Source organism: Vibrio sp. J2-4, from assembly GCF_021728155.1.
GTDB lineage: Bacteria > Pseudomonadota > Gammaproteobacteria > Enterobacterales > Vibrionaceae > Vibrio > Vibrio diabolicus.
Map to the genome: position 1 here is coordinate 13,373 of NZ_JAKKCN010000002.1, position 26,434 is coordinate 39,806.

General features: G+C 45.2%; 27 protein-coding genes. 10 read left to right on the forward strand and 17 right to left on the reverse strand.

Annotated features, from left to right (window positions below; genetic code table 11):
• Nucleotides 1-14 precede the first annotated feature (14 nt).
• The 6 genes from L3V32_RS05450 to L3V32_RS05475 form a co-directional block, all read right to left on the reverse strand.
• Nucleotides 15-617, reverse strand: coding sequence for an XTP/dITP diphosphatase (locus L3V32_RS05450; protein WP_193447896.1), 603 nt, complete (start codon nucleotides 615-617; stop codon nucleotides 15-17).
• A gap of 118 nt (nucleotides 618-735) precedes the next feature.
• Complete coding sequence (locus L3V32_RS05455) at nucleotides 736-1,167, reverse strand: DUF4426 domain-containing protein (RefSeq protein ID WP_005393982.1); 432 nt, start codon at nucleotides 1,165-1,167, stop codon at nucleotides 736-738.
• 127 nt (nucleotides 1,168-1,294) lie between these two features.
• Entirely contained in the window at nucleotides 1,295-1,585 is a 291-nt protein-coding gene (gene yggU, locus L3V32_RS05460; RefSeq protein WP_005393980.1) for a DUF167 family protein YggU, read from the reverse strand.
• Nucleotides 1,585-2,142, reverse strand: coding sequence for a YggT family protein (locus tag L3V32_RS05465; protein WP_012841393.1), 558 nt, complete (start codon nucleotides 2,140-2,142; stop codon nucleotides 1,585-1,587). Before L3V32_RS05465 ends, yggU begins: the two co-directional genes overlap by 1 nt.
• A 52-nt stretch (nucleotides 2,143-2,194) precedes the next feature.
• On the reverse strand, nucleotides 2,195-3,013 hold the full coding sequence (gene proC, locus L3V32_RS05470) for a pyrroline-5-carboxylate reductase (protein WP_047008834.1): 819 nt from the start codon (nucleotides 3,011-3,013) through the stop codon (nucleotides 2,195-2,197).
• A gap of 157 nt (nucleotides 3,014-3,170) precedes the next feature.
• Nucleotides 3,171-3,872, reverse strand: a complete 702-nt coding sequence (locus L3V32_RS05475; protein ID WP_237283955.1) for a YggS family pyridoxal phosphate-dependent enzyme — start codon at nucleotides 3,870-3,872, stop codon at nucleotides 3,171-3,173.
• 28 nt (nucleotides 3,873-3,900) lie between these two features.
• Here L3V32_RS05475 and L3V32_RS05480 point away from each other — a divergent pair, with 28 nt between their 5' ends.
• Both L3V32_RS05480 and L3V32_RS05485 read left to right on the forward strand, forming a co-directional pair.
• Nucleotides 3,901-4,941 carry a type IV pilus twitching motility protein PilT gene (locus L3V32_RS05480; RefSeq protein ID WP_005381015.1) on the forward strand — a complete coding sequence of 347 codons (1,041 nt, stop codon included), beginning with the start codon at nucleotides 3,901-3,903 and terminating at the stop codon, nucleotides 4,939-4,941.
• A gap of 20 nt (nucleotides 4,942-4,961) precedes the next feature.
• The gene (locus L3V32_RS05485; protein WP_006743091.1) at nucleotides 4,962-6,068 is read left to right on the forward strand and encodes a PilT/PilU family type 4a pilus ATPase; all 1,107 of its coding nucleotides are present in this window, start codon (nucleotides 4,962-4,964) and stop codon (nucleotides 6,066-6,068) included.
• 61 nt (nucleotides 6,069-6,129) lie between these two features.
• On the opposite strand, the gene ruvX is transcribed toward L3V32_RS05485, so the two are convergent.
• From ruvX to metK, 8 genes are all read right to left on the reverse strand, one after another.
• Nucleotides 6,130-6,555 carry a Holliday junction resolvase RuvX gene (ruvX, locus tag L3V32_RS05490; RefSeq protein WP_005381017.1) on the reverse strand — a complete coding sequence of 142 codons (426 nt, stop codon included), beginning with the start codon at nucleotides 6,553-6,555 and terminating at the stop codon, nucleotides 6,130-6,132.
• A 34-nt stretch (nucleotides 6,556-6,589) separates the two neighbouring features.
• Nucleotides 6,590-7,153: a YqgE/AlgH family protein gene (locus L3V32_RS05495; RefSeq protein WP_005393973.1), complete on the reverse strand. Its 564-nt coding sequence runs from the start codon at nucleotides 7,151-7,153 to the stop codon at nucleotides 6,590-6,592.
• Between the two features lie 128 nt (nucleotides 7,154-7,281).
• Complete coding sequence (gene gshB, locus L3V32_RS05500) at nucleotides 7,282-8,232, reverse strand: glutathione synthase (RefSeq protein WP_006743090.1); 951 nt, start codon at nucleotides 8,230-8,232, stop codon at nucleotides 7,282-7,284.
• A gap of 13 nt (nucleotides 8,233-8,245) precedes the next feature.
• Nucleotides 8,246-8,977: a 16S rRNA (uracil(1498)-N(3))-methyltransferase gene (gene rsmE / locus L3V32_RS05505; RefSeq protein WP_005393970.1), complete on the reverse strand. Its 732-nt coding sequence runs from the start codon at nucleotides 8,975-8,977 to the stop codon at nucleotides 8,246-8,248.
• 116 nt (nucleotides 8,978-9,093) lie between these two features.
• Entirely contained in the window at nucleotides 9,094-9,789 is a 696-nt protein-coding gene (gene endA / locus L3V32_RS05510) for a deoxyribonuclease I (RefSeq protein ID WP_047008832.1), read from the reverse strand.
• 150 nt (nucleotides 9,790-9,939) lie between these two features.
• The gene (locus L3V32_RS05515) at nucleotides 9,940-10,437 is read right to left on the reverse strand and encodes a SprT family zinc-dependent metalloprotease (protein WP_065646156.1); all 498 of its coding nucleotides are present in this window, start codon (nucleotides 10,435-10,437) and stop codon (nucleotides 9,940-9,942) included.
• 68 nt (nucleotides 10,438-10,505) lie between these two features.
• Nucleotides 10,506-11,303, reverse strand: coding sequence for a DUF2189 domain-containing protein (locus L3V32_RS05520; RefSeq protein WP_005381026.1), 798 nt, complete (start codon nucleotides 11,301-11,303; stop codon nucleotides 10,506-10,508).
• A 402-nt stretch (nucleotides 11,304-11,705) separates the two neighbouring features.
• Nucleotides 11,706-12,860, reverse strand: a complete 1,155-nt coding sequence (gene metK / locus L3V32_RS05525; protein ID WP_005381027.1) for a methionine adenosyltransferase — start codon at nucleotides 12,858-12,860, stop codon at nucleotides 11,706-11,708.
• Between the two features lie 315 nt (nucleotides 12,861-13,175).
• Here metK and tkt point away from each other — a divergent pair, with 315 nt between their 5' ends.
• Nucleotides 13,176-15,170 (forward strand): transketolase, encoded by a 1,995-nt coding sequence (gene tkt / locus L3V32_RS05530; protein WP_104970967.1) that lies wholly within the window; start codon nucleotides 13,176-13,178, stop codon nucleotides 15,168-15,170.
• Nucleotides 15,171-15,263: 93 nt separating this feature from the next.
• Here the strand turns inward: tkt and L3V32_RS05535 are convergent, their stop codons facing one another.
• A complete protein-coding gene (locus tag L3V32_RS05535) occupies nucleotides 15,264-16,157 on the reverse strand; it encodes a LysR family transcriptional regulator (RefSeq protein WP_170892839.1) in 894 nt (297 codons plus the stop codon).
• 140 nt (nucleotides 16,158-16,297) lie between these two features.
• Between L3V32_RS05535 and L3V32_RS05540 the strand changes: the two genes are divergently transcribed.
• From L3V32_RS05540 to mscS, 5 genes are all read left to right on the forward strand, one after another.
• Nucleotides 16,298-18,256 carry a ligand-gated channel protein gene (locus L3V32_RS05540; protein ID WP_237283956.1) on the forward strand — a complete coding sequence of 653 codons (1,959 nt, stop codon included), beginning with the start codon at nucleotides 16,298-16,300 and terminating at the stop codon, nucleotides 18,254-18,256.
• Between the two features lie 131 nt (nucleotides 18,257-18,387).
• On the forward strand, nucleotides 18,388-19,425 hold the full coding sequence (gene epd / locus L3V32_RS05545; protein ID WP_046875106.1) for an erythrose-4-phosphate dehydrogenase: 1,038 nt from the start codon (nucleotides 18,388-18,390) through the stop codon (nucleotides 19,423-19,425).
• 153 nt (nucleotides 19,426-19,578) lie between these two features.
• Entirely contained in the window at nucleotides 19,579-20,739 is a 1,161-nt protein-coding gene (locus tag L3V32_RS05550) for a phosphoglycerate kinase (RefSeq protein WP_005393948.1), read from the forward strand.
• A gap of 154 nt (nucleotides 20,740-20,893) precedes the next feature.
• Nucleotides 20,894-21,970, forward strand: coding sequence for a class II fructose-bisphosphate aldolase (gene fbaA / locus L3V32_RS05555; protein ID WP_005393947.1), 1,077 nt, complete (start codon nucleotides 20,894-20,896; stop codon nucleotides 21,968-21,970).
• 434 nt (nucleotides 21,971-22,404) lie between these two features.
• Nucleotides 22,405-23,271 carry a small-conductance mechanosensitive channel MscS gene (mscS, locus tag L3V32_RS05560; protein ID WP_005393946.1) on the forward strand — a complete coding sequence of 289 codons (867 nt, stop codon included), beginning with the start codon at nucleotides 22,405-22,407 and terminating at the stop codon, nucleotides 23,269-23,271.
• Between the two features lie 46 nt (nucleotides 23,272-23,317).
• Here the strand turns inward: mscS and L3V32_RS05565 are convergent, their stop codons facing one another.
• Entirely contained in the window at nucleotides 23,318-23,800 is a 483-nt protein-coding gene (locus L3V32_RS05565) for a YbaK/EbsC family protein (protein ID WP_237283957.1), read from the reverse strand.
• 19 nt (nucleotides 23,801-23,819) lie between these two features.
• The gene (locus L3V32_RS05570) at nucleotides 23,820-24,449 is read right to left on the reverse strand and encodes a LysE/ArgO family amino acid transporter (protein WP_237283958.1); all 630 of its coding nucleotides are present in this window, start codon (nucleotides 24,447-24,449) and stop codon (nucleotides 23,820-23,822) included.
• Between the two features lie 146 nt (nucleotides 24,450-24,595).
• Here L3V32_RS05570 and L3V32_RS05575 point away from each other — a divergent pair, with 146 nt between their 5' ends.
• Nucleotides 24,596-25,492 carry a LysR family transcriptional regulator ArgP gene (locus L3V32_RS05575; protein WP_046875104.1) on the forward strand — a complete coding sequence of 299 codons (897 nt, stop codon included), beginning with the start codon at nucleotides 24,596-24,598 and terminating at the stop codon, nucleotides 25,490-25,492.
• A gap of 227 nt (nucleotides 25,493-25,719) precedes the next feature.
• Nucleotides 25,720-26,412: an oxidative stress defense protein gene (locus L3V32_RS05580; RefSeq protein WP_005393939.1), complete on the forward strand. Its 693-nt coding sequence runs from the start codon at nucleotides 25,720-25,722 to the stop codon at nucleotides 26,410-26,412.
• The last annotated feature ends 22 nt before the right edge of the window (nucleotides 26,413-26,434 follow it).

The window sequence follows — 26,434 nt, forward strand, 5'->3', positions numbered from 1 at the left end:
TAATTCGCTCGTGATTACTGAGACACTTGCTCAGATAGTTGAGCAAACAACGACTGGAGCGCTTTACCGCGGTGAGACAGTTGTTTCTTACGTGCAGGTTCAAGTTCGGCTGACGCACAGTTGTCTTCAGGAACAAAGAAGATTGGGTCGTAGCCAAAGCCATTTTCACCGTGCGCTTCAGTTAGAATGCGGCCTTCCCATTTTCCGTGGCAGACGATAGGCGTTGGGTCGTTCTCGTGGCGCATGAGGACTAATACGCAGTGGAAACGTGCTGTACGTTCTGCTTCTGGTACGCCTTCCATTGCCGATAGCAATTTTTCTAGATTCTCTTGATCAGATGCGTTCTCGCCTGCGTAACGTGCAGAGTAAATGCCCGGAGCGCCTTTTAAGAAATCGACTTCTAAGCCAGAGTCATCTGCAATGGCAGGAAGCCCTGTTTCTTGTGCGGCATGGCGAGCTTTGATGATCGCGTTTTCAATGAACGTTGTGCCCGTTTCTGCTACTTCCGATACATTGAATTCACTTTGCGCTAATACTTCAAAACCGAAGTCAGACAATAAATCTGCCATTTCACGAACTTTGCCTTGGTTACCGGTTGCTAGCACAATTTTTTTCATGGGAATCTCTTTTAATAGTGATAGAGGAGAACAAATCGTTCTCCTCTAGATATTCTTTAACTAATAAGTGGTTTTTAGCCTGCTTAGATCCAAAAGCTTTTGGATCATCACAACCCAATTACTCTTCAACATAAAACTTCTGGGTGAATTTAAGCTTACCTGAGCCTTTGTTTCCAGCTTTTACGTCAATATCGAAAGTAAAAGTTTCTTCGTGGGTAATTGGCAGTTCGGCTAAATAGTATATCGCATTGCCTTCTTTGACTTCACGAAAGGACAAGGTCTGAGTTTGGCCGATGAGGTTTTTCGCGCGTCCAGCAATTTTTGCTTCTAATGCAGGTTTACCCAATGAAGCTCTATCTAGCACGCTAATATTAACCACAGCGAGGTATCCATTACGCTTGATATCGTAGCTACGTGCGACTTTCGGTGTTAAGAATGTCGAGTTAAACGCGACATAGTGTACTTCGATATCTTTCATATTTTTAAACTGATCGGCGAAGCTTGGTAACGACAATAGGCTGATCAGTAATGCGGTAATCCATTTGCTCATTGTTACTTCCTCAAAGCACTTGTTATAAAACAACCATAGCCGCAATTTTACCTTGGTCACGGGGTAAAAATGCGAACTCAGTCATTGGTACTAGTAAGTGTGGTACAAAATTGTAAATAAAAAGCCATCATAAGATGGCTTTAATTTCTGTCGGTATCTGGGTAGGTGATTCTATCCGAATTTGTTTGTGCCGTCCTAATTCACCTTTTTCTATGTGAACCAAACCCTTAGCGATTTTAAACTGCTTGGCTAAGAACTTAGTTAGGTGCGCATTAGCTTTGCCATCGACAGGTGGAGCAGTAATGGCGATTTTGAGCTCTTCACCATGCAAGCCAACAATTTTATCGCGGCTTGCTTTAGGTTGAATATAGAGCTTTAGGATGATGTCCTCGCCATCTTGCCAAACTGCGGCTGACATTATAACTGGAACCAAATTGGACCAATGATATCACCCATCAAGAAGTTCGCGAACTGCAAGCCGATAAACAGTACCAGTACGCTCAAATCAAGACCACCAATAGCCGGAATAATACGACGGATTGGTGCGCACATTGGCTCGGTTAATTGATGGAATACGTACTCGATAGGGCTGCGACCTTGGCTTACCCAGCTCAAAATTGCACGGATCAATAGTACCCAGAACAGCAGACCTCCAGCGGCTTTGATTAATGATAACAAGCCCAAGAACAAGAAATCAGCGCTGAAAGAGACGGAACCGTTCGAAGCTATCAGGATCAGAACGACAAATTTAAGCACACACAACACGTAGGCAAACAACACGGTTGCTAGGTCAATATTCCCCACGGAAGGGATAATGCGGCGCAGTGGACCAATGACCGGCTGAGTCGCTTTTACTATGAATTGCGAGAATGGGTTGTAGAAGTCTGCGCGTGCAGCTTGCAACCAAATTCGCAAAATTACGACCATGATGTACAGGTCAAATAGGGTTGAGATGAGAAAACTCATTGAATTCATAAGGTACCCTTAACAAGTGATGGATGATACTAAACGGAGTTCATCCAAATAATTAAAACAGTTTTTCCATTTCTTCCGCGCGAGCCACAGCAGCTTGCATGGCTTTAGCAACAATATCTGAAAGTTGATGTTCGTTGAATGTACGCAGTGCTTCTGCCGTTGTCCCACCTTTCGATGTCACGTTCTCACGCAGGGTCGATAGCTCAGTTTCTGGGTTGCTAACCACCATACTGGCCGCGCCCAATGCAGCTTGCTGAACCAATAGTCGAGCGGTGTCTTTATCAAAACCTTGAGCAATCGCTTCTGCTTGCATCGCCTCCATAAACAGGAAGAAGTATGCCGGAGCACTGCCTGCTGCGGCAATCACATTATTGATGCCAGACTCTTGCTCAACCCAACATACTTTACCGACCGCTTCCATTAACTCTGCAGCAAAAGCTTTGTCTTGCTCAGTTACATGGGCTGGTGCGAATAAACCACTCATGCCCAACCCAAGTTGTGATGGCGTATTTGGCATAACACGAACCAAGTTCAATTTGGTGGCTAGCATATCATCCAATCGTGAACAGTTGATGCCAGCGGCAATAGAAATCACCAGTTTATTAGTGAAATCGATCGCTTGCAGTGGTTTACAAACATCAGCCATCATTTGCGGTTTCACAGACAATACCACCACATCCGCTTCGGTCGCAGCTTGGATGTTATCGCTGGTGGTACGGATGCCAAAATCTTGTTCTAGCGGAAGACGGCGAGCCTCTGAAGGAGCTGTCGCGGTAATGTTTTGCGCTGGGTATCCGTTAGCAACCAAGCCAGAAACAATGGCTCTCACCATGTTGCCAGCACCAATGAAGGCGATTTTTTTATGTTCCATTTGTCTGATTTCCATCATGATATTTAGAGTTTGTTGTGCGCTCAGGTGTATAATGGCGCCGCTGTTACTTACTGCTCCTATTGGCGAGTAAGATGATTGCGCGATTTACTCTTTAATTTAACGACGAATTTATGTCGCGAGTGAGCGTTTTGTTAATTTAGCTGTAGTCTCGTGCGCCGAAAATAGCGGTTCCAATACGAACCATTGTACTACCAGCTTCGATTGCAGCGGTCATATCACCACTCATTCCTATTGATAATGTATCGATTTCTGGGAACTGAGCTTCGAGTGTTTGCTTCAATGTGGCCAACTTCTGAAACTCATGAAGTTGTGATTCGTAGTCAGACACGTTGGCAGGAATCGACATCAACCCTCTTAAAGTGAGGTTGGGTAGGCGAGAAATCAACTCCGCCAGCTCGAATACTTCCGCTTCGGTGACACCAGACTTAGATGCTTCACCACTGGTGTTAACCTGAATCAGAACTTGTAGCGGTTTAAGTTCACTGGGACGCTGATCATTCAGGCGTTGAGCAATCTTGGTTCGATCGATGGTGTGAACCCAATCGAAATGTTCAGCAACAAGTCGCGATTTATTCGACTGAATCGGGCCAATGAAGTGCCATTCGATTCGATTATCTGGATAATGCTCGGCAAAGTGCTGAACTTTACTGACGCCCTCTTGGACGTAGTTTTCACCAAAGGCGGTTTGTCCCGCTTGGTAGGCTTCGAGAATTGCCTCGACAGGTTTAGTTTTGCTTACCGCTAGAAGTTGCACTGACTCTGGAGTTCGACCACATTTTTGCTCGTCATATCGAATTTGAGAGGTGATATGTTCAATATTTTGTTGAATACTACTCATAGCTGTACTTTAGACTTAAGGATTTTAAATGGATATCACTGAGTTACTGGATTTTAGTGTAAAACATAATGCCTCAGATCTACATCTTTCTGCAGGTGTCCCACCAATGGTTCGTATTGATGGGGATGTGAGAAAACTAGGCATTCCAGCGTTTACACACCAAGAAGTGCATCGTTTGGTTTTCGAAATCATGAACGATGCCCAACGCAGTGAGTTCGAAGAAAAACTCGAAGTCGACTTCTCTTTTGAGTTGCATAACGTTGGTCGTTTCCGTGTCAACGCTTTCAACCAATCTCGTGGCTGTGCGGCAGTATTCCGTACCATACCAAGTAGCATTCCAACTTTGGAAGAGCTGGAAGCTCCCGAGATCTTCAAAAAAATTGCGAACGCTGAAAAAGGCTTAGTTCTGGTTACTGGCCCAACAGGTTCTGGTAAATCGACGACCTTAGCAGCCATTGTTGACTACATTAATCGTAATCACAACAAGCACGTACTCACAATTGAAGATCCGATTGAATTTGTTCACAACAACAATAAATGTTTGATCAACCAGCGTGAAGTACACCGTGATACGCACAGTTTCCAAAACGCACTGCGCAGCGCATTACGTGAAGACCCGGATGTCATTCTGGTTGGTGAGATGCGTGACAAAGAAACCATCAGCCTTGCATTAACGGCGGCGGAAACGGGGCACTTAGTGTTCGGCACGTTACACACCAGCTCGGCGGCAAAAACCATTGACCGTATTATCGATGTGTTCCCTGGCAGTGATAAAGACATGGTGCGCTCGATGCTTTCTGAATCCCTTCGTTCGGTTATCGCGCAAAAGTTATTGAAACGTAATGGTGGTGGCCGTATTGCATGCCATGAAATCATGATGGCAACGCCTGCGATTCGTAACTTGATCCGCGAAGACAAAGTCGCGCAGATGTATTCGATCATTCAAACTGGTGCGGCTCACGGCATGCAAACCATGGAGCAAAATGCTCGTCAGTTAATGGCACAAGGTATGGTCGCTCGTGAAGAGGTCGATAGTAAGATCGGGTTAGAAGTGCAGCAATTCTCGTAATACGTAGGTGAACACGGAAGATGGATCTAAATAAATTTCTCGAAGGTATGCTGGCGCTGAAAGCGTCGGATCTTTACATTACGGTTGGTGCGCCAATTTTGTTTCGCGTGGATGGCGAATTGCGACCACAAGGTGAAAAACTCACCGAGAGTGATGTGGCGGCATTACTCGACAGTGCTATGGAGCCAGATAGGCGTCAGGAATTTCGTAAAAGTCGTGAGTCGAATTTTGCCATTGTGAGAGATTGTGGCCGCTTCCGTGTTAGTGCCTTTTTTCAACGCGAGTTACCAGGCGCAGTGATTCGTCGTATTGAAACCAATATTCCCACCTTTGAGCAATTAAAGTTACCGTTAGTGTTGCAAGATTTAGCGATAGCCAAGCGTGGTTTGGTGCTGGTGGTTGGTGCTACTGGGTCAGGTAAGTCCACCACAATGGCGGCAATGACGGGCTATCGAAACAGCAACAAGACGGGGCACATTTTGACGGTCGAAGATCCGATCGAATTCGTGCATGAGCACAAGCGCTGTATCGTGACTCAACGCGAAGTTGGGTTAGATACGGAAAGCTATGAAGTTGCGCTTAAAAACTCGCTGCGCCAAGCACCAGATATGATTTTGATTGGTGAGATCCGTAGCCGTGAAACAATGGAATACGCGATGACCTTCGCCGAAACGGGCCATTTGTGTATGGCAACGTTGCACGCCAACAATGCCAACCAAGCTTTAGAGCGCATTCTTCACTTGGTACCGAAAGATCAAAAAGAACAATTCTTGTTCGACTTGTCGATGAACCTAAAAGGCGTGGTTGGTCAGCAGCTGATCCGAGATAAGAATGGGCAGGGGCGTCATGGTGTGTTTGAGATCTTGCTAAATAGCCCACGAGTATCTGATTTGATCCGTCGCGGAGATTTGCATGAGTTGAAGTCAACCATGGCTCGCTCAAATGAGTTTGGTATGCTGACGTTCGATCAATCTCTTTATAAGTTGGTGATGCAAGGTAAGATTAGCGAAGAAGATGCGCTGCACAGTGCCGATTCGGCGAATGATTTGCGCTTGATGTTGAAAACACAGCGTGGCGAAGCATTCTCTACGGGCAGTCTTGCTAACGTTAAGATCGATATGGATTAAGCGTGTTTAGACGAAAAAAGGTTGGCACTTGCCAACCTTTTCTTGTTTTGAGTATTGTGTTTTATTCACCCCAGAGGGCTTCAAACCAGCTTTCTAGAATCACCACCGCTGACTGGCAGTCCACATTCCCTTTCGATAGGGCTTTGTAGCCGCCCATGCTGAACAACTCCGCACGAGCTTCTGCTGTAGATAAACGCTCATCATGCAGTTCAACAGGTAAGCCGTATCGGCCTTGCAGACGCTTAGCAAATTTTCGTGCACGAGGGGTTATGGTCTCAAGGTCTTTGCCATGAAGATCAGTTGGTAAACCGACCACTAGCAAATCTGGCTGCCACTCTTTGATTTGCTTTTCGATATCGTCCCAATTTGGAATACCGTCATTGGCTTTAAAGGCTTTTAATGGGGAAGCCGTACCAGTAATTTCTTGGCCAATAGCGCTACCAATGCTTTTGGTTCCAAAGTCAAAAGCCATAATTGTGCGTGACATAAGGTGTCTCTATCTAATGTAACTGTATTTCGGACTAAGCATGTCCAGAGTCTGCTGAAAGATGACTGGGGTCGATGCCCAGCTTTTCGACTGCTTTCTTCCAACGCTCGTTGATTGGTGTATTAAAGATAATTTCAGGCGTCGCTTCAATGGTGAGCCAAGAGTTTTCGACCAGCTCATTTTCTAATTGGCCTGCACTCCAACCTGAGTAGCCAAGTGCCACTAAGTAATCACTTGGTTCTGCTTCTGTTCCTAACACCGAAAGAATATCACGTGAAGTGGTTACAGCGAGATCATCAGTCATTTGGACGCTGGACTCGTAGTAATCTTTAGGTTTATGCAGAATAAAACCACGATCTTCCGAGATTGGGCCGCCATTGTAGACTGGTCTATCTAGGCTGGCTTCAAATAGGCGCGGGTGTACTGGCTGAACTTCCACCTGCTTGAGCATGTTGCCGACGGTGATATCAACAGGAGCATTGATCATCAACCCCATAGCGCCGTCTTCGTTGTGCTCACAAACGTAGATCACGCTATTTTGAAAGTACGGATCTTTCATCCCAGGCATGGCAACTAAAAAGTGATTTGTGAGATTCATACTCATATTGACCCTTAACTCTCGTAAATGCCCTTAAGCAAACATCATACAGTTTACCATCTAGGTATGTGCATGAGTTTGCTTAAGTTAATGTACTACGCTCTCTATTAACTGTAATACAGTTTGAGTTATTCGCCTTTTACTCGACGCTCAATCGCATCCATCAGTTTGCCAGTGATTGAGATGTCAAAAGCCGCTTCAATTTCGCGAATACAGGTTGGGCTGGTGACGTTGATTTCCGTTAGCTTATCGCCAATTACGTCAAGGCCAACAAAAATAAGACCTTTTTCTTTCAGTGTCGGAGCGACAGTTTGAGCAATCTTAATATCGGTCTCGCTTAGTGGTCGAGCCTCACCTGTGCCACCAGCGGCTAGGTTGCCGCGCGTTTCACCTTTTGCAGGAATACGAGCTAGACAGTAAGGCATTGGTTCACCATCTACGACTAAGATACGTTTGTCACCGTTGCTGATATCTGGCACGAAGGTTTGCGCCATTGCGTAGTTTTGACCGTGGTTGGTCAGTGTCTCGATGATTACAGAGACGTTAGGGTCGTTTTCTTTTACGCGGAAGATAGATGCGCCGCCCATACCATCAAGCGGTTTTAGGATGACATCACCATGTTTTTCACGAAACTCTTTAATTTTCTCTGCTTTTCGCGTCACGATTGTCGTTGGTGTCAGCTCAGGGAACCACGCTGTAAACAGTTTTTCATTACAATCACGTAGACTTTGAGGTTTGTTAACGATCAGTGCACCTTGTTCTTCTGCACGCTCAAGGATGTAAGTCGCGTAGATGTATTCTGTGTCAAACGGAGGATCTTTACGCATTAGTACAGCGTCTAGCTCAGACAGTTCGATCGTTTGCTCTGATTTGAACTCGTACCAACCGTTTGGATCTTCTTTTAGTTCCACCACTTTAGTATCTGCAATGGCAACGCCTTGATCGAGATGCAGATCATTCATTTCCATGTAGTGGATTTCATAGCCGCGTCGTTGCGCTTCAAGCATCATGGCAAAGCTAGAGTCTTTTTTGATGTTAATGGACGAAATTGGGTCCATCACAATGCCGAGTTTGATCATTATTTTTCTCCGTTTAACCAAGATCGCCGAAACGAACTTGTAAGGCTGTAATTGCTGTCAGAGCCGCTGTTTCGGTGCGCAGAACGCGAGGGCCGAGTAGCGTTTCTTCAAATTGATATTCTCGAGTCATCTCGATCTCTTCAGACGATAAACCGCCTTCAGGGCCGATCAGTAGGCGCACTTTCTCAACAGGTGTTGGCAGTGTGTTGATTGAGTAGTTAGCACGAGGATGAAGATTGAGCTTTAAGCCATCGTACTCTTCTTTACACCACTCTTCCAAGCTCATAATTGGACGAATTTCTGGAACGACATTGCGTCCACACTGCTCACAGGCACTGATGGCGATTTTTTGCCATTGCGCGAGTTTTTTCTCAAAGCGCTTTTGGTCAAGCTTGACGCCACAACGTTCGGAAATCAGAGGTGTGATGGTATTGACGCCAAGTTCCACTGACTTTTGGATAGTGAACTCCATCTTATCGCCACGTGAAATAACTTGACCAAGGTGCAGGTCTAAAGGGGATTCAATACTGTTTTCTACACGCTCAGTAATGTTAACCAAAACCGTCTTTTTGCTGACTTCACTGATAACCGCTGGGAATTCTGCGCCGCTGCCGTCAAATAGGAGAACGTCTTGGCCTTCTTTCATGCGCAGAACACGGCCAATATGGCCTGCTGCGTCGTCACTTAAAGCAAGTGAGCCAAGTTGATGAATGGTTTCTGGATGATAAATTCGAGGGATACGCATGAGATTTCCAGCAAGAGAATAAACTTAAACCCTAACATGGATGCTTTCCACCGAAAAAACAAGGGGCAAGAAGCGTTTCAATATCAGTTATTGAAACGCTTCAAGGCAGAGGAGCACTAGAGTGCGCGACAGGCTTTTTGAACAAATGGGTTATGATTGCCTTGTACTTTGGCAATGCGCTCGTCACGCTCACATTCCCATTTATCGACTGGGTAGGTTTTGTTCCAAGCACTCATCAACTGCGTTTGCTGTTTTGATAATTTAAAGCCGTACTCTTTGCTCATGTATAGGTAGGTACGAGCAATCGAACCTCGAGCACGGTCTGGTGGCATGACTTTACGCTGCTTAAAGTTCACTTGCATCTCACAGCGACCATAACTCACGCCATCGATACCGTTCCATTGGCTAAAGTTGTAGTTCGAACGGTCACCGTTTACTTCACCAATGGCAGGGGTTAGGTTGTGCAGGTCTGCTTCCATCAAGCGAAAGGTTTTGTCTTTTTTCTTGCAGTTTTTACGTCCGCCATCTTGCCAGCATTGACGCTGGTGGCCAAATTGCCACGCAGGTACCACATGCTCCCATTCGATTCGTGCGGCCCGCTTTTCCTGTTTACGGACTTGGTAACCGCAAGAGGCTAAATCTGGGGAGCCTTTTTTGCCTTGCCATTGAATGTTGCAGCCACAGTAAAAGCTCGTTGGATGGTCTTGATAAATTTTTACCGCCTCACGTTTGGCGGCAGAGAATGAGCTTGGTGGCGCGGCAACCGCAGTGCTAGAAAGCGCGATAAGTAACAAAGAGAATAGGTATTTCATGATTAAAGTCTTTATAAAGTATGACTTTATTCATGATAACACGCATAAAATAGCTTTAGTGATGAGTAAGTTAACAATAAGTGGCGAAGGGAAGGTTTTGATAAACTCGATCTTTATTTTGGGAACGCAAGTAACACTATGAGATATAGATTACGATAATTGAACGCCCGTGAAGTTAAGTGGTTGGCGGCATTTTTGACAAGAGTACGTCGCCTCTTTGCGCAGCACTTTATTATGACGGCGAATCGATAGAGGGTAGGTCATACAACCACAACGATACTCAAAGGTTTTACCTTGAACGGATTTTACTTCAAAGCTGTGAGTGGTTTTGGCCGGCACTCTAAATACGGCTTCCATGACACCTTGCCATTCTTTGCCGTGAGGCCTAACTCGTCCGTAAACCTGATAAGTAATCAGGTGTGCCACCTCGTGAGGAATGACTTCATCTAAGAATGCTTGGGTGTTTTCGCGAAATAAAACGGGATTCAGGCGCACTTGATTCAATTGAAGGTAGGCTTTTCCTGCCGCTTTCCCGCGGACGTTGAAGGTGATTGTTGGAATAGGGAAAGAACGTTTGAAAGCTTGCTCTGCCATCGCGATGCAGTCCGCCATCACTTGCTTGGCTTTATAGCTTAGTTCTATATCCACAATTCACCTCGATAAATCAAATAAAAAAGCCCCCGCATTTGCGAGGGCCAGATCATAGCATCAGTTAATTATGGTGTGTGTTTTTTCTTGATGGTGGCATGGTAAGCGTGCCATGTACCGTAGCCTAGAATTGGCATGGTAAACAACATTCCGATCCCGTAGGTCGCAAAGCCGATAAGAATACCGCCACAGATGATCGCTGCCCAAACAATCATTGCTGGAATGTTGGATTTCACGGCATTAAAGCTGGTAAATACAGCGGTCATCATGTCTACGCGACGCTCCATCATGAGCGGAATAGAAAAGGCTGAAATGCTAAACACCACACAAGCCAAAACAAAGCCAACTAAAGAACCGATGACAAGGAAGGGTAGGAACTCACTTAAAGGTGCCCCTTGAACAGAAGGGTAGAGTGCATGAAGTAGAGCGGCAATGCGCATCCAAAATATCATACACACTGCGAGTAACACGGCGAACGCCCATTGAGATGTTGAGTTACGACCGATCGCTTTCATTGAGTGGAACAAGCTTGCTTTGTGTCCGCGCTCTCTCTCCCAACTGGCATCATACAAGCCCAGCGCGAGAAACGGACCGATTAACATGTAAACAATCAAACTGGGCATGACGACCAAGTGTGTGCCTTGCCACTGTACGAGCAAAACAATGCCTATCGCAGCCGCCATAAAACAGATGCCATAGAAAGCACTGATGAGGGGCATTCGCACGAAATCATGCAGACCTAATGCGAGCCAATGAAAAGGTGCAGAAAGATTAACCGTATTGCACGGTATGGTTCTGGCATATTCGTTATCTGGCACTTCCTTTCGCTTGTTGTGGAAGTCCGATGGATTAACAGTTCGAGGCATAACTCCTCCTTGATTTATTCCCACATTATCCGCTTATACCAACTGACAGCGGTTTTTGTTCAGTCAAACTTGAAGCGACTTTTTCAAGTTTACATCTGAGCATTGGCTTAGTTTGGTATCGGCCATAAAGATGCCTGACTCATGTCTTTACTTAAGTGTTGCTTCCACAGTCGCCAGCATCCGACGTCTCTATTTAAATTGGAATTAACAATATTTTAACTATTGGCGGAGATGGGATAATTTACAAATAATTGCTTAAAATTTATTCGGTATAAAAATGAGGGAGAAACAGGACTGCTTTGTGGGGCAGGGCGGTATGAGCTGAAATGGCTGGATAAACGTTGCTGAAAATAAAAAGCCCCCGCCATAGGCGAGGGCTTGATTGATTCTTGCTTGGCTTGATTATTTGATGCCAGCGAAATCGCGTAGAAGTGCAGCTTTGTCTGTCGCTTCCCACGGGAATTCTTCACGACCGAAGTGACCGTAAGCCGCTGTCTTCTTGTAGATAGGTTGAAGAAGGTTAAGCATTTCTTGTAGGCCGTATGGACGTAGGTCGAAGAATTGACGAACTGCTTCAATGATGATGTCGTGAGATACTTTCTCAGTACCGAACGTTTCCACCATGATAGACGTTGGATCAGCAACACCGATTGCGTAAGAAAGTTGGATCTCACAACGGTCAGCCATGCCAGCCGCTACGATGTTTTTCGCTACGTAACGTGCTGCGTATGCTGCACTACGGTCAACTTTTGATGGATCTTTACCAGAGAACGCACCGCCACCGTGACGAGCTGCGCCGCCGTAAGTATCTACGATGATCTTACGACCTGTTAGACCACAGTCACCCATAGGACCACCGATTACGAAGCGACCAGTTGGGTTGATGAAGAAGTTTGTTTCTTTGTTGATCCACTCAGAAGGTAGCACTGGTTTAATGATCTCTTCCATTACCGCTTCACGCAGGTCTGAAGTTGAGATTGAATCACAGTGTTGAGTTGAAAGAACAACCGCGTCGATACCAACGATGTTACCTTGATCGTATTGGAATGTTACCTGAGATTTTGCATCAGGACGCAACCAAGGTAGTGTGCCGTTTTTACGAACTTCTGCTTGCTTTTGAACAAGACGGTGAGAGTAAGTAATTGGCGCTGGCATTAGTACTTCAGTTTCGTTACAAGCGTAACCAAACATAATGCCTTGGTCGCCTGCACCTTGTTCTTTAGGGTCAGCTTTATCAACACCTTGGTTGATATCTGGCGACTGTTTACCGATTGTGTTTAGTACCGCACAAGAATCTGCGTCAAAGCCCATATCTGAATGTACGTAGCCGATTTCACGAACGGTTTCACGAGTTAACTCTTCGATGTCTACCCATGCTGAAGTCGTGATTTCACCACCCACCATTACCATACCGGTTTTAACGTAAGTCTCACATGCAACACGAGCCTTTGGATCTTGCTCTAGAATCGCGTCAAGAACCGCATCAGAAATCTGGTCTGCAATTTTATCTGGATGACCTTCTGATACTGACTCAGAAGTAAACAGGTGCTTAGCCATGTTAGCTCCACTATATCTGGTTTAAAACTGGGGAATGATAAACTCTCCAGCGCAAATTAATACTAATTTTTGTAGGTGTATCTACATCTAGACGTCTATTCTAAATTTGATTGCTCGAATTACAAGCTCTTTTTTGGTTTTTGTTATAACCAAACGTTTGCCTGATTTATTGACAATTTTAAGAACTTCGAACGATTTGGCGCGAAAGGTGCAATATTTGTGAGGTTTTGGACTGGAAAACGTTTGCACACCCAACAGGGCTTTGAGAGAATTATGACCTACTTTTCGTTTCGCTTAATGTACTCAGGAGCAGACATGTCGTCTCGTAAACATCTTGCCAATGCAATTCGTGCTCTAAGCATGGATGGTGTTCAACAAGCTAACTCAGGCCACCCAGGCGCACCAATGGGTATGGCTGATATCGCTGAAGTTCTTTGGCGCTCTCACCTAAACCACAACCCATCAAACCCAGAGTGGGCCGACCGCGACCGCTTCGTGCTATCAAACGGTCACGGCTCAATGCTTATTTACTCTCTACTGCACTTAAGCGGTTATGAGCTATCTATTGATGATCTGAAAAACTTCCGTCAATTGCACTCAAAAACCCCAGGTCACCCAGAGTACGGTTACGCGCCTGGTATCGAGACAACAACGGGTCCTCTTGGCCAAGGCATCACTAATGCTGTTGGTATGGCTATCGCAGAGAAAGCACTAGCGGCACAGTTCAACAAAGAAGGCCACGACATCGTTGACCACTTTACGTATGTGTTCATGGGTGACGGCTGTCTGATGGAAGGCATCTCGCACGAAGCATGCTCTCTAGCAGGTACGCTAGGTCTAGGCAAACTGATCGCGTTTTGGGATGACAACGGTATCTCTATCGACGGTCACGTTGAAGGTTGGTTCTCTGACGATACACCTAAGCGTTTCGAAGCTTACGGCTGGCACGTAATCCCAGCGGTAGACGGTCACGATCCTGAAGCAATCAACGCAGCGATTGAAGCGGCTAAAGCGGATCCTCGCCCGACTCTAATCTGTACTAAAACAATTATCGGTTTCGGTTCTCCTAACAAGTCTGGCTCGCACGACTGTCACGGTGCGCCATTAGGTCACGATGAGATTCAAGCGGCTCGCGAATACCTAGGTTGGGAGTACGGTCCATTTGAAATCCCTGCAGATGTTTACGCTGAGTGGGACGCAAAAGAAGCAGGTGCAGCGAAAGAAGCGGCTTGGAATGAAAAGTTCGAAGCATACGCAGCAGCTTACCCTGCAGAAGCAGCAGAGCTTAAACGTCGTCTAAACGGCGAACTTCCAGCGGAATGGGAAGAAAAAGCGAACCAAATCATTGCTGATCTTCAAGCAAACCCAGCGAACATTGCATCACGTAAAGCATCGCAAAATGCACTAGAAGCGTTTGGTCAAATGCTTCCTGAGTTTATGGGTGGTTCTGCTGACCTAGCGCCTTCTAACCTGACCATGTGGTCTGGTTCTAAGTCTCTAGAAACGGATGACTTCTCTGGCAACTACATCCACTACGGTGTACGTGAATTCGGTATGACCGCTATCATCAACGGTATCGCATTGCACGGTGGTTTCGTTCCCTACGGTGCGACATTCCTAATGTTCATGGAATACGCTCGTAACGCAATGCGTATGGCTGCGCTGATGAAAATTCAGAATATCCAAGTGTACACGCACGATTCGATCGGTCTTGGCGAAGATGGCCCAACTCACCAACCTGTTGAGCAAATGGCATCTCTACGCGTAACGCCAAACATGAGCACATGGCGTCCATGTGACCAGGTTGAGTCTGCCGTAGCATGGAAACTAGCGATTGAACGTAAAGATGCACCAACAGCACTTATCTTCTCTCGTCAAAACTTAGCGCAACAAGATCGTACAGCTGAGCAAGTAGCGAACATCGCGAAAGGTGCTTACATCCTGAAAGATTGTGAAGGCAAGCCAGAGCTTATCCTTATCGCAACAGGCTCTGAAGTTGAGCTAGCAGTAGAAGCTGCGACTCAACTAACAGCAGAAGGTAAGAAAGTGCGCGTGGTTTCAATGCCATCAACAGATGCATTCGACAAACAAGACGCCGCTTACCGTGAAGCAGTATTGCCATCAGACGTAACGGCACGCATCGCTATCGAAGCGGGCATCGCAGACTTCTGGTACAAGTACGTTGGTTTCGACGGTCGCATCATCGGTATGACTTCATTTGGTGAATCTGCACCTGCTGGTCAGCTATTCGAGATGTTTGGTTTCACGACTGAAAACGTAGTGAACACAGCAAAAGAATTGCTAGCGTAACTGCTAGATTGTCTCAATAGTCCGAACGTAAAGGACGACTGTTAGATACTAAAGTTGGAAAGGCCATCATTGCGATGGCCTTTTTGTTTTTTGTCAGTTTTTCCAACCTTGTGGAATGCTTTGGTGAATACAGTCTAAAAGTACGGATAAGCGCAGTGGTGGTCTTCCTGCAGGCGTATAGCAGTTAATGGAGATGGGCTCTGAAAGCCAACCTTCTAAGCAAGGTGTGATTCGACCCGGATGATGTTTCTCGTAGCCGCTTGCTGTCCAAGTTGGCAGCAGTCCAATACCATGACCATTCGCGATGCTGTCGATCTGCATTGCGATGTTGTCGCTGTACAAGCGACTCACAAATGGCTCTAAAAAGAACTCACCGTGTTGAGGGTGTGAGAGCATCAATCCATTTTCTTGTACCGAGCCAAAATCGATCCACGGATGCGCTTCAAGCTCTTTGGGGTGCAGGATCGAACCGTGTTGTTCAAGATAAGCTGGAGAGGCAAAGGGCGTGTAACGAAATGAGCCTAATACCTCTTTGCGCCAATCGAGATCTTTACGCTCACCGAGCCAGATGAACAAATCTGGGTCATGGTGCGCTTCAGAAAAGTCACTGGTAAGTTGAACCCTAACGTCAGGATTATCGGCAAGAAAACCGTTGAGCACACCACCTAGCCAACTTCTAACTAATGCTGTGTGACAAACAATATGTAGCGGCCCTGAAACTTGGTTTGTTAAACCTTGAAGCGCGTCATAACTCTCTTCACTTAGCTCAAGAATCTGGCGACTGTAGTGGGCAAAAATTTCTCCCGCTCTTGTCAGAACTAATCGGTTACCTTGTCTTGCGGTTAGAGCCTGACCGAAATCTTCTTCTAATTGTGCTAAGCGACGACTCAGCGTTGATTTAGGCTGGTTGAGGGCCTTGGCAGCGGCGGTCAAACTCTTATGCTGATTGAGCGCATCAAAGGCTCGAATTGATGCTAAGTCGTGCATATTTCATTAACTCCTTACTGCGTTATGCACGGGTTCCATAAATGGGAAGAACCGTTCCATAACTCTCACTATGCATCTCATTCTATTTGTGAATAATTCACTTTCGAAAATAATAATCATTATCAATTATGGAGATGTAGATGTCTACTCTTAGACTGCCAGTTATTACTGCAACTGGTATTTTAGCCTTCGTCAGTGTCCCTCATGTGTTTGCCAATGATGCGGTTTCTAAAATGGAAACAGTGGTTGTAACTGCATCAAGTTATGAGCAATCTCAAGCGGACGCGCCTGCAAGTATTAGTGTGATTTCGCGTGAGGAGTTGGACTCTCGTTATTACCGTGATGTGACTGATGCACTAAAAAGTGTGCCTGGTGTCGTCGTGACAGGTGGTGGTGACACTACCGACATCAGTATCCGTGGTATGGGCTCCAAATACACTTTGATACTGGTCGATGGTAAACGTCAAAGCACACGTGAAACTCGCCCAAATAGTGACGGCCCTGGTATCGAACAAGGTTGGTTGCCTCCTCTTCAAGCGATTGAGCGAATTGAAATTATCCGTGGTCCAATGTCGACGCTTTATGGCTCTGATGCGATTGGTGGTGTAATTAACGTGATCACGCGAAAAGACGCGATGGAGTGGACAGGTAATGTTCAGCTAGGCACGGTTCTGCAAGAAAACAGTCGCTCGGGCGGAGAGCAGAGCGCGAATTTCTTCGTCAATGGGCCGCTAGCCGAAAATCTATCTCTCCAAGTATACGGTCAGTATACCGCAAGAGAAGAAGACGATATTGAATACGGTTATGAAGATAAAGATATGCAAAGTATCTCTTCAAAACTGACCTACCAGATTAATGACCGCCATTCTGTGCAATTAGAGGGGGGTACATCGGCACAAAGTCGTCGCGGTAACGTTGGCCTTTCCGTACCAACGACGGGTTGCCGAAGAGGTTGTGAGGATTCACTCAACGAATATCGTCGTAATTATGTAACGCTAAGTCACAATGGCGACTGGGACTCGGTTGGCATCTCAGATACTTACTTACAACGTGAAGAGAGCGAGAACAAATCTCGCGAGATGACGATCACCAACACCACGTTCAAATCGAGCTTGGTGACTGGTATTGGAAACCATACGTTGACGACCGGTGTGGATGCTACTCATGCCGAACTTGAGGATTTTACTTCCAATAAAGCGTCATCGAAGACCGAAACATCGAATACGCAGTGGGCTGTTTTCATTGAAGATGAGTGGAGAATCGCCGATCCGTTTAGCGTTACGCTTGGTGGTCGTCTAGATCATGACGAAAACTATGGTGCGCACTTTAGTCCGCGTGTCTATGGTGTATGGCGAGTTGACCCATCTTGGACTGTGAAAGGCGGTGTGGCAACAGGTTTCCGTTCTCCGCAATTACGTGAAATTACTCCTGGTTGGGCGCAAGTCAGTGGCGGCGGTAATATCTACGGTAACCCAGACCTTGACCCTGAAACGTCGCTAAACAAAGAAATTAGTGTCTTGTATCAAGGTGACTCTGGTTTAGATGTCTCTTTGACTGCGTTCCATAATGAGTTCAAAGACAAGATCACACGTGTTGTTTGTCCAGATACCATCTGTACAGATGGACCAAACCAATGGGGTGCAGATCCAACGTACCGCATTAACGTGGACGAAGCGGTCACACAAGGTATTGAAGCGACTTTAGCATCGCCATTAACGGAAACCATTTACCTCAGCTCGAGCTACACATTTACCGACTCAGAGCAAAAAACAGGTGAATACAAAGGCATGCCGCTGCAGCAGTTACCAAAGCATTTGTTTAATGTGGATGTAACTTGGCAAACAACAACAGATCTAGAAAGCTGGGCTAAAGTCACTTACCGAGGTAAAGAAATGGATCCGGTTACTGGCCCATCAAGAAACAGTATTGTAGAGCCTGCTTATACCTTTGTGGACGCTGGTGTGACATACCAGTTAACCGATAATACTCGTATTAAAGGCGCGATCTATAACTTGCTGGATGAGGAAATCAGTTACGAAGAATACGGATATGTCGAAGATGGTCGTCGCTACTGGTTAGGTTTAGACGTCGCATTTTAATTATTGTTGTAATAAGGCCGAGCATTGTCTCGGCCTTTTTTAATCCTGCTTTACTATGATTCAACAGGTGCGTTTTTCAGCCTGATCAGGTAGTATCTGTGACACGAAATTTTTGGTAGGGCGAAGGATAAATGCTAAAGGTTGCGATCAATGGATTTGGACGTATAGGTCGTAATGTTCTGCGAGCCGTGTATGAAAGCGGAAAACATCAGCAGATCAAGGTTGTGGCGGTTAACGAATTAGCGCAGCCAGAAGCGATGGCGCACCTACTGCAATATGACACTAGTCATGGTCGCTTCGGTAAAAAAATCTCCCACGACCAAGAACACTTGCATGTTCATCATGACAGCGGCGAATATGATTCTATTCGCATTCTTCACCTCTCTGAACTCGAATTACTTCCTTGGCGCGATCTAGAAGTCGACATTGTTTTGGATTGCACTGGCGTGTTTGGTTCACAAGCCGATGGGCAAGCGCATATAGAAGCTGGCGCGAAGAAAGTGCTGTTTTCACACCCGGGCGCAAGCGACATAGATAATACGATTATCTATGGTGTGAACCACGAAACTCTGAAAGACGAGCACCGTGTTGTCTCCAATGGCTCTTGCACCACCAACTGTATCGTTCCCATCATTAAAGTGTTAGACGAAGCCTTCGGTATTGAGTCCGGTACCATAACCACGATTCACTCTTCCATGAACGATCAGCAAGTAATCGATGCGTACCATAACGATCTACGCCGTACCCGCGCAGCGAGCCAATCTATTATTCCGGTTGACACCAAGTTGCATAAGGGGATTGAAAGAATCTTCCCGAAATTTTCCAACAAATTCGAAGCAATTTCTGTTCGTGTCCCAACCGTTAACGTCACCGCAATGGATTTAAGTGTCACAATTAATACAAATGTGAAAGTTAATGACGTAAATCAAACCATTGTTAACGCATCTCAGTGTACATTACGTAACATTGTTGACTATACTGAATCGCCACTCGTTTCCATCGACTTTAACCACGACCCCCATAGTGCGATTGTTGATGGAAGCCAGACTAGAGTGAGTAACGGGCAACTCGTAAAAATGCTCGTTTGGTGCGACAACGAATGGGGCTTTGCTAACCGGATGCTGGATACTGCCTTAGCAATGCAAGCTTCTTCTCAAGTGGAGCAGTAATGACGAAGAAGTGATGGAGAATTTTTATTTCAAGCCTTGAAATAAATCCATGATATCTCCATATCATCTATAACCAGTTTGAAGAATTAACAGGCTTGGCAGGGTTGCCGAGTTTTCAAAAACTTTAATTATCAATATTTGAGAGGACACATCATGTCTGTAATCAAGATGACTGACCTGGATCTTGCAGGTAAACGTGTATTTATCCGTGCTGACCTAAACGTGCCAGTAAAAGACGGTAAAGTAACTTCAGATGCACGTATCATCGCATCTCTTCCAACTATTAAGCACTGCCTAGAAGCAGGCGCTAAAGTAATGGTTACGTCTCACCTAGGTCGCCCAACTGAAGGTGAATACGCTGAAGAGTTCTCTCTACAACCAGTTGTTAACTACCTAAACGACGCACTAGATTGTGAAGTTAAGCTAGCAAAAGACTACCTAGATGGCCTAGAGCTAAACGCTGGTGAACTTGTTGTTCTAGAAAACGTTCGCTTTAACAAAGGCGAAAAGAAAAACGACGAAGAGCTATCTAAGAAATACGCAGCACTATGTGACGTATTCGTAATGGATGCATTCGGTACGGCTCACCGCGCTCAAGCGTCAACTCATGGTGTTGGTATGCACGCACCTATCGCTTGTGCTGGCCCTCTTCTAGCAAACGAGCTTGAAGCGCTAGGTAAAGCAATGGACAACCCAGCTCGTCCAATGGTTGCTATCGTAGGTGGTTCAAAAGTTTCTACTAAGCTAACTGTACTTGAGTCTCTATCTAAAATCGCTGACCAACTAGTTGTTGGTGGTGGTATTGCTAACACATTTATCGCAGCTGCTGGCCACAACGTTGGTAAGTCTCTATACGAAGCGGATCTAGTAGACACTGCTAAGAAGCTAATGGATGAGTGTGCAATTCCAGTAGCAACTGACGTTGCATGTGCGAAAGCATTCGACGAAAACGCAGAAGCAGAAATTAAACACGTTTCTGAAGTACAAGACGACGACATGATCTTCGACCTTGGCCCAGATTCAACAGCTGAACTAGCAGAAATCCTTAAGAACGCGAAGACTATCCTATGGAATGGTCCAGTAGGCGTATTCGAATTCAAGAACTTCGAAGCAGGTACTAAAGGTATCTCAGAAGCTATCGCAGCATCTGAAGGCTTCTCTGTTGCAGGTGGTGGTGACACGCTAGCAGCTATCGATAAGTTCGGTATCAAAGCTGACGTTTCTTACATCTCTACAGGTGGCGGCGCTTTCCTTGAGTTCGTAGAAGGTAAAGTTCTTCCAGCAGTAGAAATGCTAGAAGCACGCGCTAAGTAATTAAAGCAAAGCGGGGGAGTGATTCTCCCGCTTTCTTGTTTGCTGCAACGTGTGAGGAACTCTGCTAGAATAGCCTCAGTTGTGAGCAAACGTTTGCAAGATTTTCAACTTAACAAGTTTTGTTTAAAAACGACAGATAAATAGGATTACATCCATGTCTAAGATCTTCGACTTCGTAAAACCAGGTGTTATCTCTGGCGATGACGTTCAGAAAGTATTTGAAGTTGCAAAAGAAAACAGCTTTGCACTTCCAGCAGTAAACTGTGTGGGTACTGACTCTGTAAACGCAGTACTTGAAGCAGCTGCAAAAGTTAAAGCTCCAGTTATCGTTCAATTCTCTAACGGTGGTGCTGCTTTCTTTGCTGGTAAAGGTCTAAAACTTGAAGGTCAAGAGGCTCAAATCCTAGGTGCTGTTGCTGGTGCGAAATACGTTCACGCTGTAGCTGAAGCTTACGGTGTACCAGTAATCCTACACACTGACCACGCTGCTAAGAAACTACTTCCTTGGATCGACGGTCTACTAGACGCTGGTGAAGAGTACTTCGCTCAAACTGGTAAGCCTCTGTTCTCTTCTCACATGATCGACCTTTCTGAAGAGTCTCTAGAAGAGAACATCGAGATTTCTGCTAAGTACCTAGAGCGCATGGCTAAAATGAACATGACTCTAGAAATCGAACTAGGTTGTACTGGTGGTGAAGAAGACGGCGTTGACAACTCTGATATGGATGCGTCTGAGCTATACACTTCTCCAGAAGACGTTGCATACGCATACGAGAAACTAAGCGCAATCAGCCACCGTTTCACTATCGCAGCATCTTTCGGTAACGTACACGGTGTGTACAAGCCAGGTAACGTTGTTCTAACTCCAACTATCCTACGTGATTCTCAAGCGCACGTTTCTGAGAAATTCGGTCTTCCAGCGAACTCTCTAAACTTCGTATTCCACGGTGGTTCAGGTTCTTCTCTAGAAGAAATCCGTGAGTCTATCGGTTACGGTGTTATCAAAATGAACATCGATACTGATACACAGTGGGCAACTTGGGATGGTATCCGTAAGTTCGAAGCTGAAAACCACGATTACCTACAAGGTCAAATCGGTAACCCAACTGGTGAAGATGCACCAAACAAGAAGTACTACGATCCACGCGTATGGCTACGTGCTGGTCAAGCTTCAATGGTAGCTCGTCTAGAGCAAGCATTTGCTGACCTAAACGCAGTTGACGTACTATAATCGTTACTGATTAAGTTACTTAAAAACCCGCTTTTTGAGCGGGTTTTTTTATGTCTATCATTTTGCCCCTATGTTTCTTTCCCTGTTTTCCTATTGATATCTTTATGCGTCAGGTTGTATTTTCTGGTGGGATGTTCCCCCTTTAACGTTTTTAAATAAAAACATAGGAATATCAGTCATAGGAGTGGCGAAATAAGAGTGCATTGCGTAACCTGTAACAAGCCAATATCAGAAAACTCTGATAAAGTCTTGTTTTGCATATCTTTGCGAAACTCTGACTTTGAAAAAAGTCAAAGTTGGGATATTGTGCCAAAAATCTGACACTGTTCAGTGGGGCAATAGGGATGTTGTTTTAGAAAAGAGCCTTTAAAAAACAAGGTTCATAAATTAACGGCAATTGGATTTATATATCTTTATTTTTGAGGATAAGAATTATGGCAGGTGAATCGGTGGGTATCGATACCACTTTAACGGATGGTCTAACTCAGGCTGAAACTTGGCTGACAAACAACTCAGATCTACTGGTTCAGTACGGTGTGAACATTATCTCTGCGCTGCTTATTCTGTTTATCGGTAATATTATCGTTAAAGCAGTCGCTGGTAGTGTTTCTAAGGTACTAGAAAAGAAAAACATGGATAAGGCTGTCGTTGAATTTATTCACGGTCTTGTTCGTTACTTGCTATTTGTAATCGTACTTATCGCCGCTCTTGGTCGATTAGGCGTTCAAACCGCTTCAGTCGTGGCTGTAATCGGTGCGGCAGGTCTTGCTGTTGGTCTTGCGCTACAAGGTTCACTATCAAACTTTGCAGCTGGTGTACTCATTGTTGCGTTCCGTCCATTCAAATCTGGCGACTACGTAGAAATTGGCGGTGTAGCGGGTAGTGTTGAAGCAATTCAAATCTTCCAAACTGTTCTAAAAACACCAGACAACAAGATGGTTGTTGTGCCTAACTCGTCAGTAATCGGTGGTGCAATTACTAACTACTCTCGTCATGCAACACGACGTGTCGACTTAGTGATTGGTGTGTCATACAAAGCGGATCTTAAACTAACGAAGAAAGTAATTCGCGAGACGCTAGAAAAAGATCCGCGTATCTTGAAAGATCCTGATATCACAATCGGCGTACTTACGCTGGCAGACTCTTCAGTAAACTTTGTGGTTCGCCCATGGGTGAAAACTGCAGATTACTGGGGCGTATACTTTGATGCAATGCAAGGTATTAAAGAAGCATTGGATGAAAATGGTATCGAAATTCCATTCCCACAAATGGATGTTCATCTGAACAAAATCGACGCTTAATACAAGCGGTAGATATTCGAAAGCGAGGCCAATTGGCCCCGCTTTTTTATATGTCATAAAGAATGTGATTACCGGCAAGCAATAGACGTTTTAGATGTTTACCGGCAAAGCCAAAGGTGAATTCAGGCAACCCTGGCGTATAGAGCAACTCTTCGTGTAGATACAGGGTTGTATCTACAATGAGCGTGACATATTCAGGTAAGCCAATCGGACATACCGCTCCAGGCAAACAACCTAACACTTCGACCATTTCACCGTCGTCACAAATTGATGGGCGTTTACCTGTGACGGCTTTTATTTGTTTGGCATCGAGGCGAGAGTCTTTTTCTGTTAGATAAATTGCGTAGCCTTGTCCTTTAAGTTTTAAGAAGAGGCTTTTGGTGTGCGTGCCTGTCCATCCAAGCTCGGACGCAATTCTTATATCCGTGTCAAAGTCTAAGATGGCTTCATGCTGCCATTCCCGAAAAGGAATAGAGAGCGCGTTGAGTCGCTCTCTATTGATATCATAGATACGCTTTAGTGACTCCATGTCTATGTTGTCCTGTTGATTACCAGTACTTTTCAATAAGTTCGCTAGCTAAAATATACGCTATCGTGAACATCATTACTGCGACCGCGATGTCGATGCCTTTTTTCACTCTTGGCTTTGATAGGGTAGGGCCTAGTTTTGCGGCTCCTATCGACAAGGTATAGAACCAAACAAAGGAAGCCATCATCGTACCTAGTGCAAAAGCAATTCGGTCATGGCCTTCAAACTGCCCACCAATAGAGCCCAGAATAACGACTGTATCTAAGTACAAATGTGGGTTAAGTACAGTGACGGCTAACGCGCCTAATATGACCGTTCGACGACCACGAGCGACGACTTCACCTTTTGATTCTGAGTCACTGTCTGACTTAAACGCGCTCTTAAGTGACAGTAATCCATAAAAGCTCAGGAAGGCAATACCACCAAGGGTCACCGATGTTAGTAAGATTTCATTTTGAGACAAAATCGCACCACCACCAAAGATACCTAGAGAAATGAAGATCATATCTAGGATGCTACAAATAGTGGCAGTCGTCAGGTGATGATTGCGCTTTATGCCTTGATTTAAGACATACGCATTTTGTGCGCCGATCGGAATGATTATTGATGCCCCTAAACCAAATCCTTGCAATAGAACCCACAAGCTCACACTTCACCTCACTTCAAAATAACCAATAAATGCTCAGAAGAGTGAAAGATAAAGAGTTTATCTAAATAAGTATAATTAATGATTTTAATATTATATTAGCCAAGCTAATTTAAGGGTTGATGTTTTATCAGGAGAGGAAGAGCAGGATGAGAGGGTTGGACTATAAATGGATTGAGGCATTAGATGCCGTGGTTTATCAGGGGAGCTTTGAGCGTGCAGCTGAGCATTTATTTGTCTCGCAATCAGCGATTTCTCAACGTATTAAACAATTAGAAAAGTTTCTCGCACAACCCGTTTTGGTTCGTAGTCAACCACCCAAGCCAACGCCGATTGGTAAAAAGTTATTAGGCCTTTATCGTCGAGTGCGCTTACTCGAGCATGAAATTCTGCCCGAGCTCAAGAATGATACCAGTACTCGACCTGTACAACTCTCTTTGGCGACCAATGCTGATAGCCTTGCTACTTGGCTACTGCCTGCACTGCAAGATGTCATGAAGCAGCGTCAAGTTGAACTCAAACTCACTATCTACGGTGAATCTCGTTCCATCGAAAAGCTAAAAAGTGGCGAAGTGACGGGGGCGATCAGCTTAGAATCCCAGCCGATACCTGGCTGTAGAGCGGATTACTTGGGACGTGTTGATTACGTTTGTGTCGCGAGTCCGGAGTTTTATCAGCGTTACTTTGCTCAAGGCGTCAATAACCAGACTTTGGCCAAGGCGCCGGCCGTTTCGTATGATCAATATGATGACCTACATAAAACCTTTCTTACCGAGCATTTCAATGTCAGCCCTGATAGCGTCATTCACCATAACATCAGCAGCTCTGAAGCGTTTCTAAAAGTGGCGTTAGCTGGTGTAGCCTATTGCTTAATCCCTCGTTTGCAAATTACCGACGAGCTAGAGCGTGGCGCGTTGGTTGATGTTACTCCCGGTTTTTTAATGTCCCATCGGATTTATTGGCATCATTGGCAACTGGAAACGGGGGTTCTACAAGAAATCTCACACGCGATAGTCGGGTATGCTCAGCGACACTTACCTCAATAAGTTCATTGTCGCATCGATGGGTTCATTGCCGACAGAGTGTTTCGTTGAAAAATCACGCCAATGTTACATAGTCAAAGTTGTGTTAGAAGTCATTCTGAGTGCTTGGATAATCGACAGAAGTTTCTATTATGAAACCATACACTTTCTCAGTAGTGATAGTTTTGTCTAAATCTTGAGCCTTTCTGCTGAGAGTAAGTACTTTATTTTTGTATGGATGGATTTATTGAATGAGACTGTATTCATTTTTGCTGGCTTCTGCACTCAGCCTTACTAGTGCTTCAGTGTTGGCGAACTCGCCTGAATTTGCTCACGTAACGACGACAGGTTATGGTGAAGTTATTGCTACACCAGATATGGCGACGTTTTCTGTAAAAGTGGTAGACACGACAATGACTGCTGAACAGGCCAAGCAGTCAGTAGACAAAACTGTTGAGCAATTTCTGAAAAATCTGTCCGATGCTGGCTTATCAAAAGACAATGTTACCAGCTCGAATTTATATCTTGCGCCTCAATACCACTACCCTAAATCTGGTAAAGCAGAGCTCGTTGGTTATCGCGCTTCTCGTAGCATTGATGTGACGGTTACGGATCTAAAAAACCTAAACCAGTACCTAGATATGGCGTTAGAAGCAGGGATTAATCAGGTTGATAATATTCAACTTAAGGTAAGCAACCAGGCTGAGTATCAGCAAAAGGCACGCATGGCGGCTATCCAAGATGCGCGAGAAAAAGCAGCGTCACTGGCTACTGGCTTTGAGAAAAAGTTGGGTGATGTCTGGCAGATCAATTACAGACAGATGCACGTTCAGCCAGTTCTAATGCGCTCGATGGCGATGGACAGTAAAGAAGGGGCAAACAGCTACCAAGATTCTACCATGATTATTCGCGATCAAGTTGATGTGATTTACAAGCTGAAGTAATACTGGGTGCAAAAAGAAAAGG

Excerpts from the sequence above, each read along its gene's own strand:
- proC (WP_047008834.1), bottom strand. The coding sequence starts at position 3,013 with ATGGAACATAAAAAAATCGCCTTCATTGGTGCTGGCAACATGGTGAGA.
- ruvX (WP_005381017.1), bottom strand. The coding sequence starts at position 6,555 with ATGTCACGCACAATTATGGCTTTTGACTTTGGAACCAAAAGCATTGGT.
- L3V32_RS05455 (WP_005393982.1), bottom strand. The coding sequence starts at position 1,167 with ATGAGCAAATGGATTACCGCATTACTGATCAGCCTATTGTCGTTACCA.
- L3V32_RS05550 (WP_005393948.1), top strand. The coding sequence starts at position 19,579 with ATGTCTGTAATCAAGATGACTGACCTGGATCTTGCAGGTAAACGTGTA.
- L3V32_RS05520 (WP_005381026.1), bottom strand. The coding sequence starts at position 11,303 with ATGCCTCGAACTGTTAATCCATCGGACTTCCACAACAAGCGAAAGGAA.
- L3V32_RS05540 (WP_237283956.1), top strand. The coding sequence starts at position 16,298 with ATGTCTACTCTTAGACTGCCAGTTATTACTGCAACTGGTATTTTAGCC.
- L3V32_RS05465 (WP_012841393.1), bottom strand. The coding sequence starts at position 2,142 with ATGAATTCAATGAGTTTTCTCATCTCAACCCTATTTGACCTGTACATC.
- L3V32_RS05450 (WP_193447896.1), bottom strand. The coding sequence starts at position 617 with ATGAAAAAAATTGTGCTAGCAACCGGTAACCAAGGCAAAGTTCGTGAA.
- yggU (WP_005393980.1), bottom strand. The coding sequence starts at position 1,585 with ATGTCAGCCGCAGTTTGGCAAGATGGCGAGGACATCATCCTAAAGCTC.
- L3V32_RS05475 (WP_237283955.1), bottom strand. The coding sequence starts at position 3,872 with ATGAGTAGTATTCAACAAAATATTGAACATATCACCTCTCAAATTCGA.
- endA (WP_047008832.1), bottom strand. The coding sequence starts at position 9,789 with ATGAAATACCTATTCTCTTTGTTACTTATCGCGCTTTCTAGCACTGCG.
- L3V32_RS05580 (WP_005393939.1), top strand. The coding sequence starts at position 25,720 with ATGAGACTGTATTCATTTTTGCTGGCTTCTGCACTCAGCCTTACTAGT.
- metK (WP_005381027.1), bottom strand. The coding sequence starts at position 12,860 with ATGGCTAAGCACCTGTTTACTTCTGAGTCAGTATCAGAAGGTCATCCA.
- mscS (WP_005393946.1), top strand. The coding sequence starts at position 22,405 with ATGGCAGGTGAATCGGTGGGTATCGATACCACTTTAACGGATGGTCTA.
- L3V32_RS05535 (WP_170892839.1), bottom strand. The coding sequence starts at position 16,157 with ATGCACGACTTAGCATCAATTCGAGCCTTTGATGCGCTCAATCAGCAT.
- L3V32_RS05480 (WP_005381015.1), top strand. The coding sequence starts at position 3,901 with ATGGATATCACTGAGTTACTGGATTTTAGTGTAAAACATAATGCCTCA.
- gshB (WP_006743090.1), bottom strand. The coding sequence starts at position 8,232 with ATGATCAAACTCGGCATTGTGATGGACCCAATTTCGTCCATTAACATC.
- epd (WP_046875106.1), top strand. The coding sequence starts at position 18,388 with ATGCTAAAGGTTGCGATCAATGGATTTGGACGTATAGGTCGTAATGTT.
- L3V32_RS05495 (WP_005393973.1), bottom strand. The coding sequence starts at position 7,153 with ATGAATCTCACAAATCACTTTTTAGTTGCCATGCCTGGGATGAAAGAT.
- tkt (WP_104970967.1), top strand. The coding sequence starts at position 13,176 with ATGTCGTCTCGTAAACATCTTGCCAATGCAATTCGTGCTCTAAGCATG.
- L3V32_RS05565 (WP_237283957.1), bottom strand. The coding sequence starts at position 23,800 with ATGGAGTCACTAAAGCGTATCTATGATATCAATAGAGAGCGACTCAAC.
- fbaA (WP_005393947.1), top strand. The coding sequence starts at position 20,894 with ATGTCTAAGATCTTCGACTTCGTAAAACCAGGTGTTATCTCTGGCGAT.
- L3V32_RS05575 (WP_046875104.1), top strand. The coding sequence starts at position 24,596 with ATGAGAGGGTTGGACTATAAATGGATTGAGGCATTAGATGCCGTGGTT.
- L3V32_RS05485 (WP_006743091.1), top strand. The coding sequence starts at position 4,962 with ATGGATCTAAATAAATTTCTCGAAGGTATGCTGGCGCTGAAAGCGTCG.
- rsmE (WP_005393970.1), bottom strand. The coding sequence starts at position 8,977 with ATGCGTATCCCTCGAATTTATCATCCAGAAACCATTCATCAACTTGGC.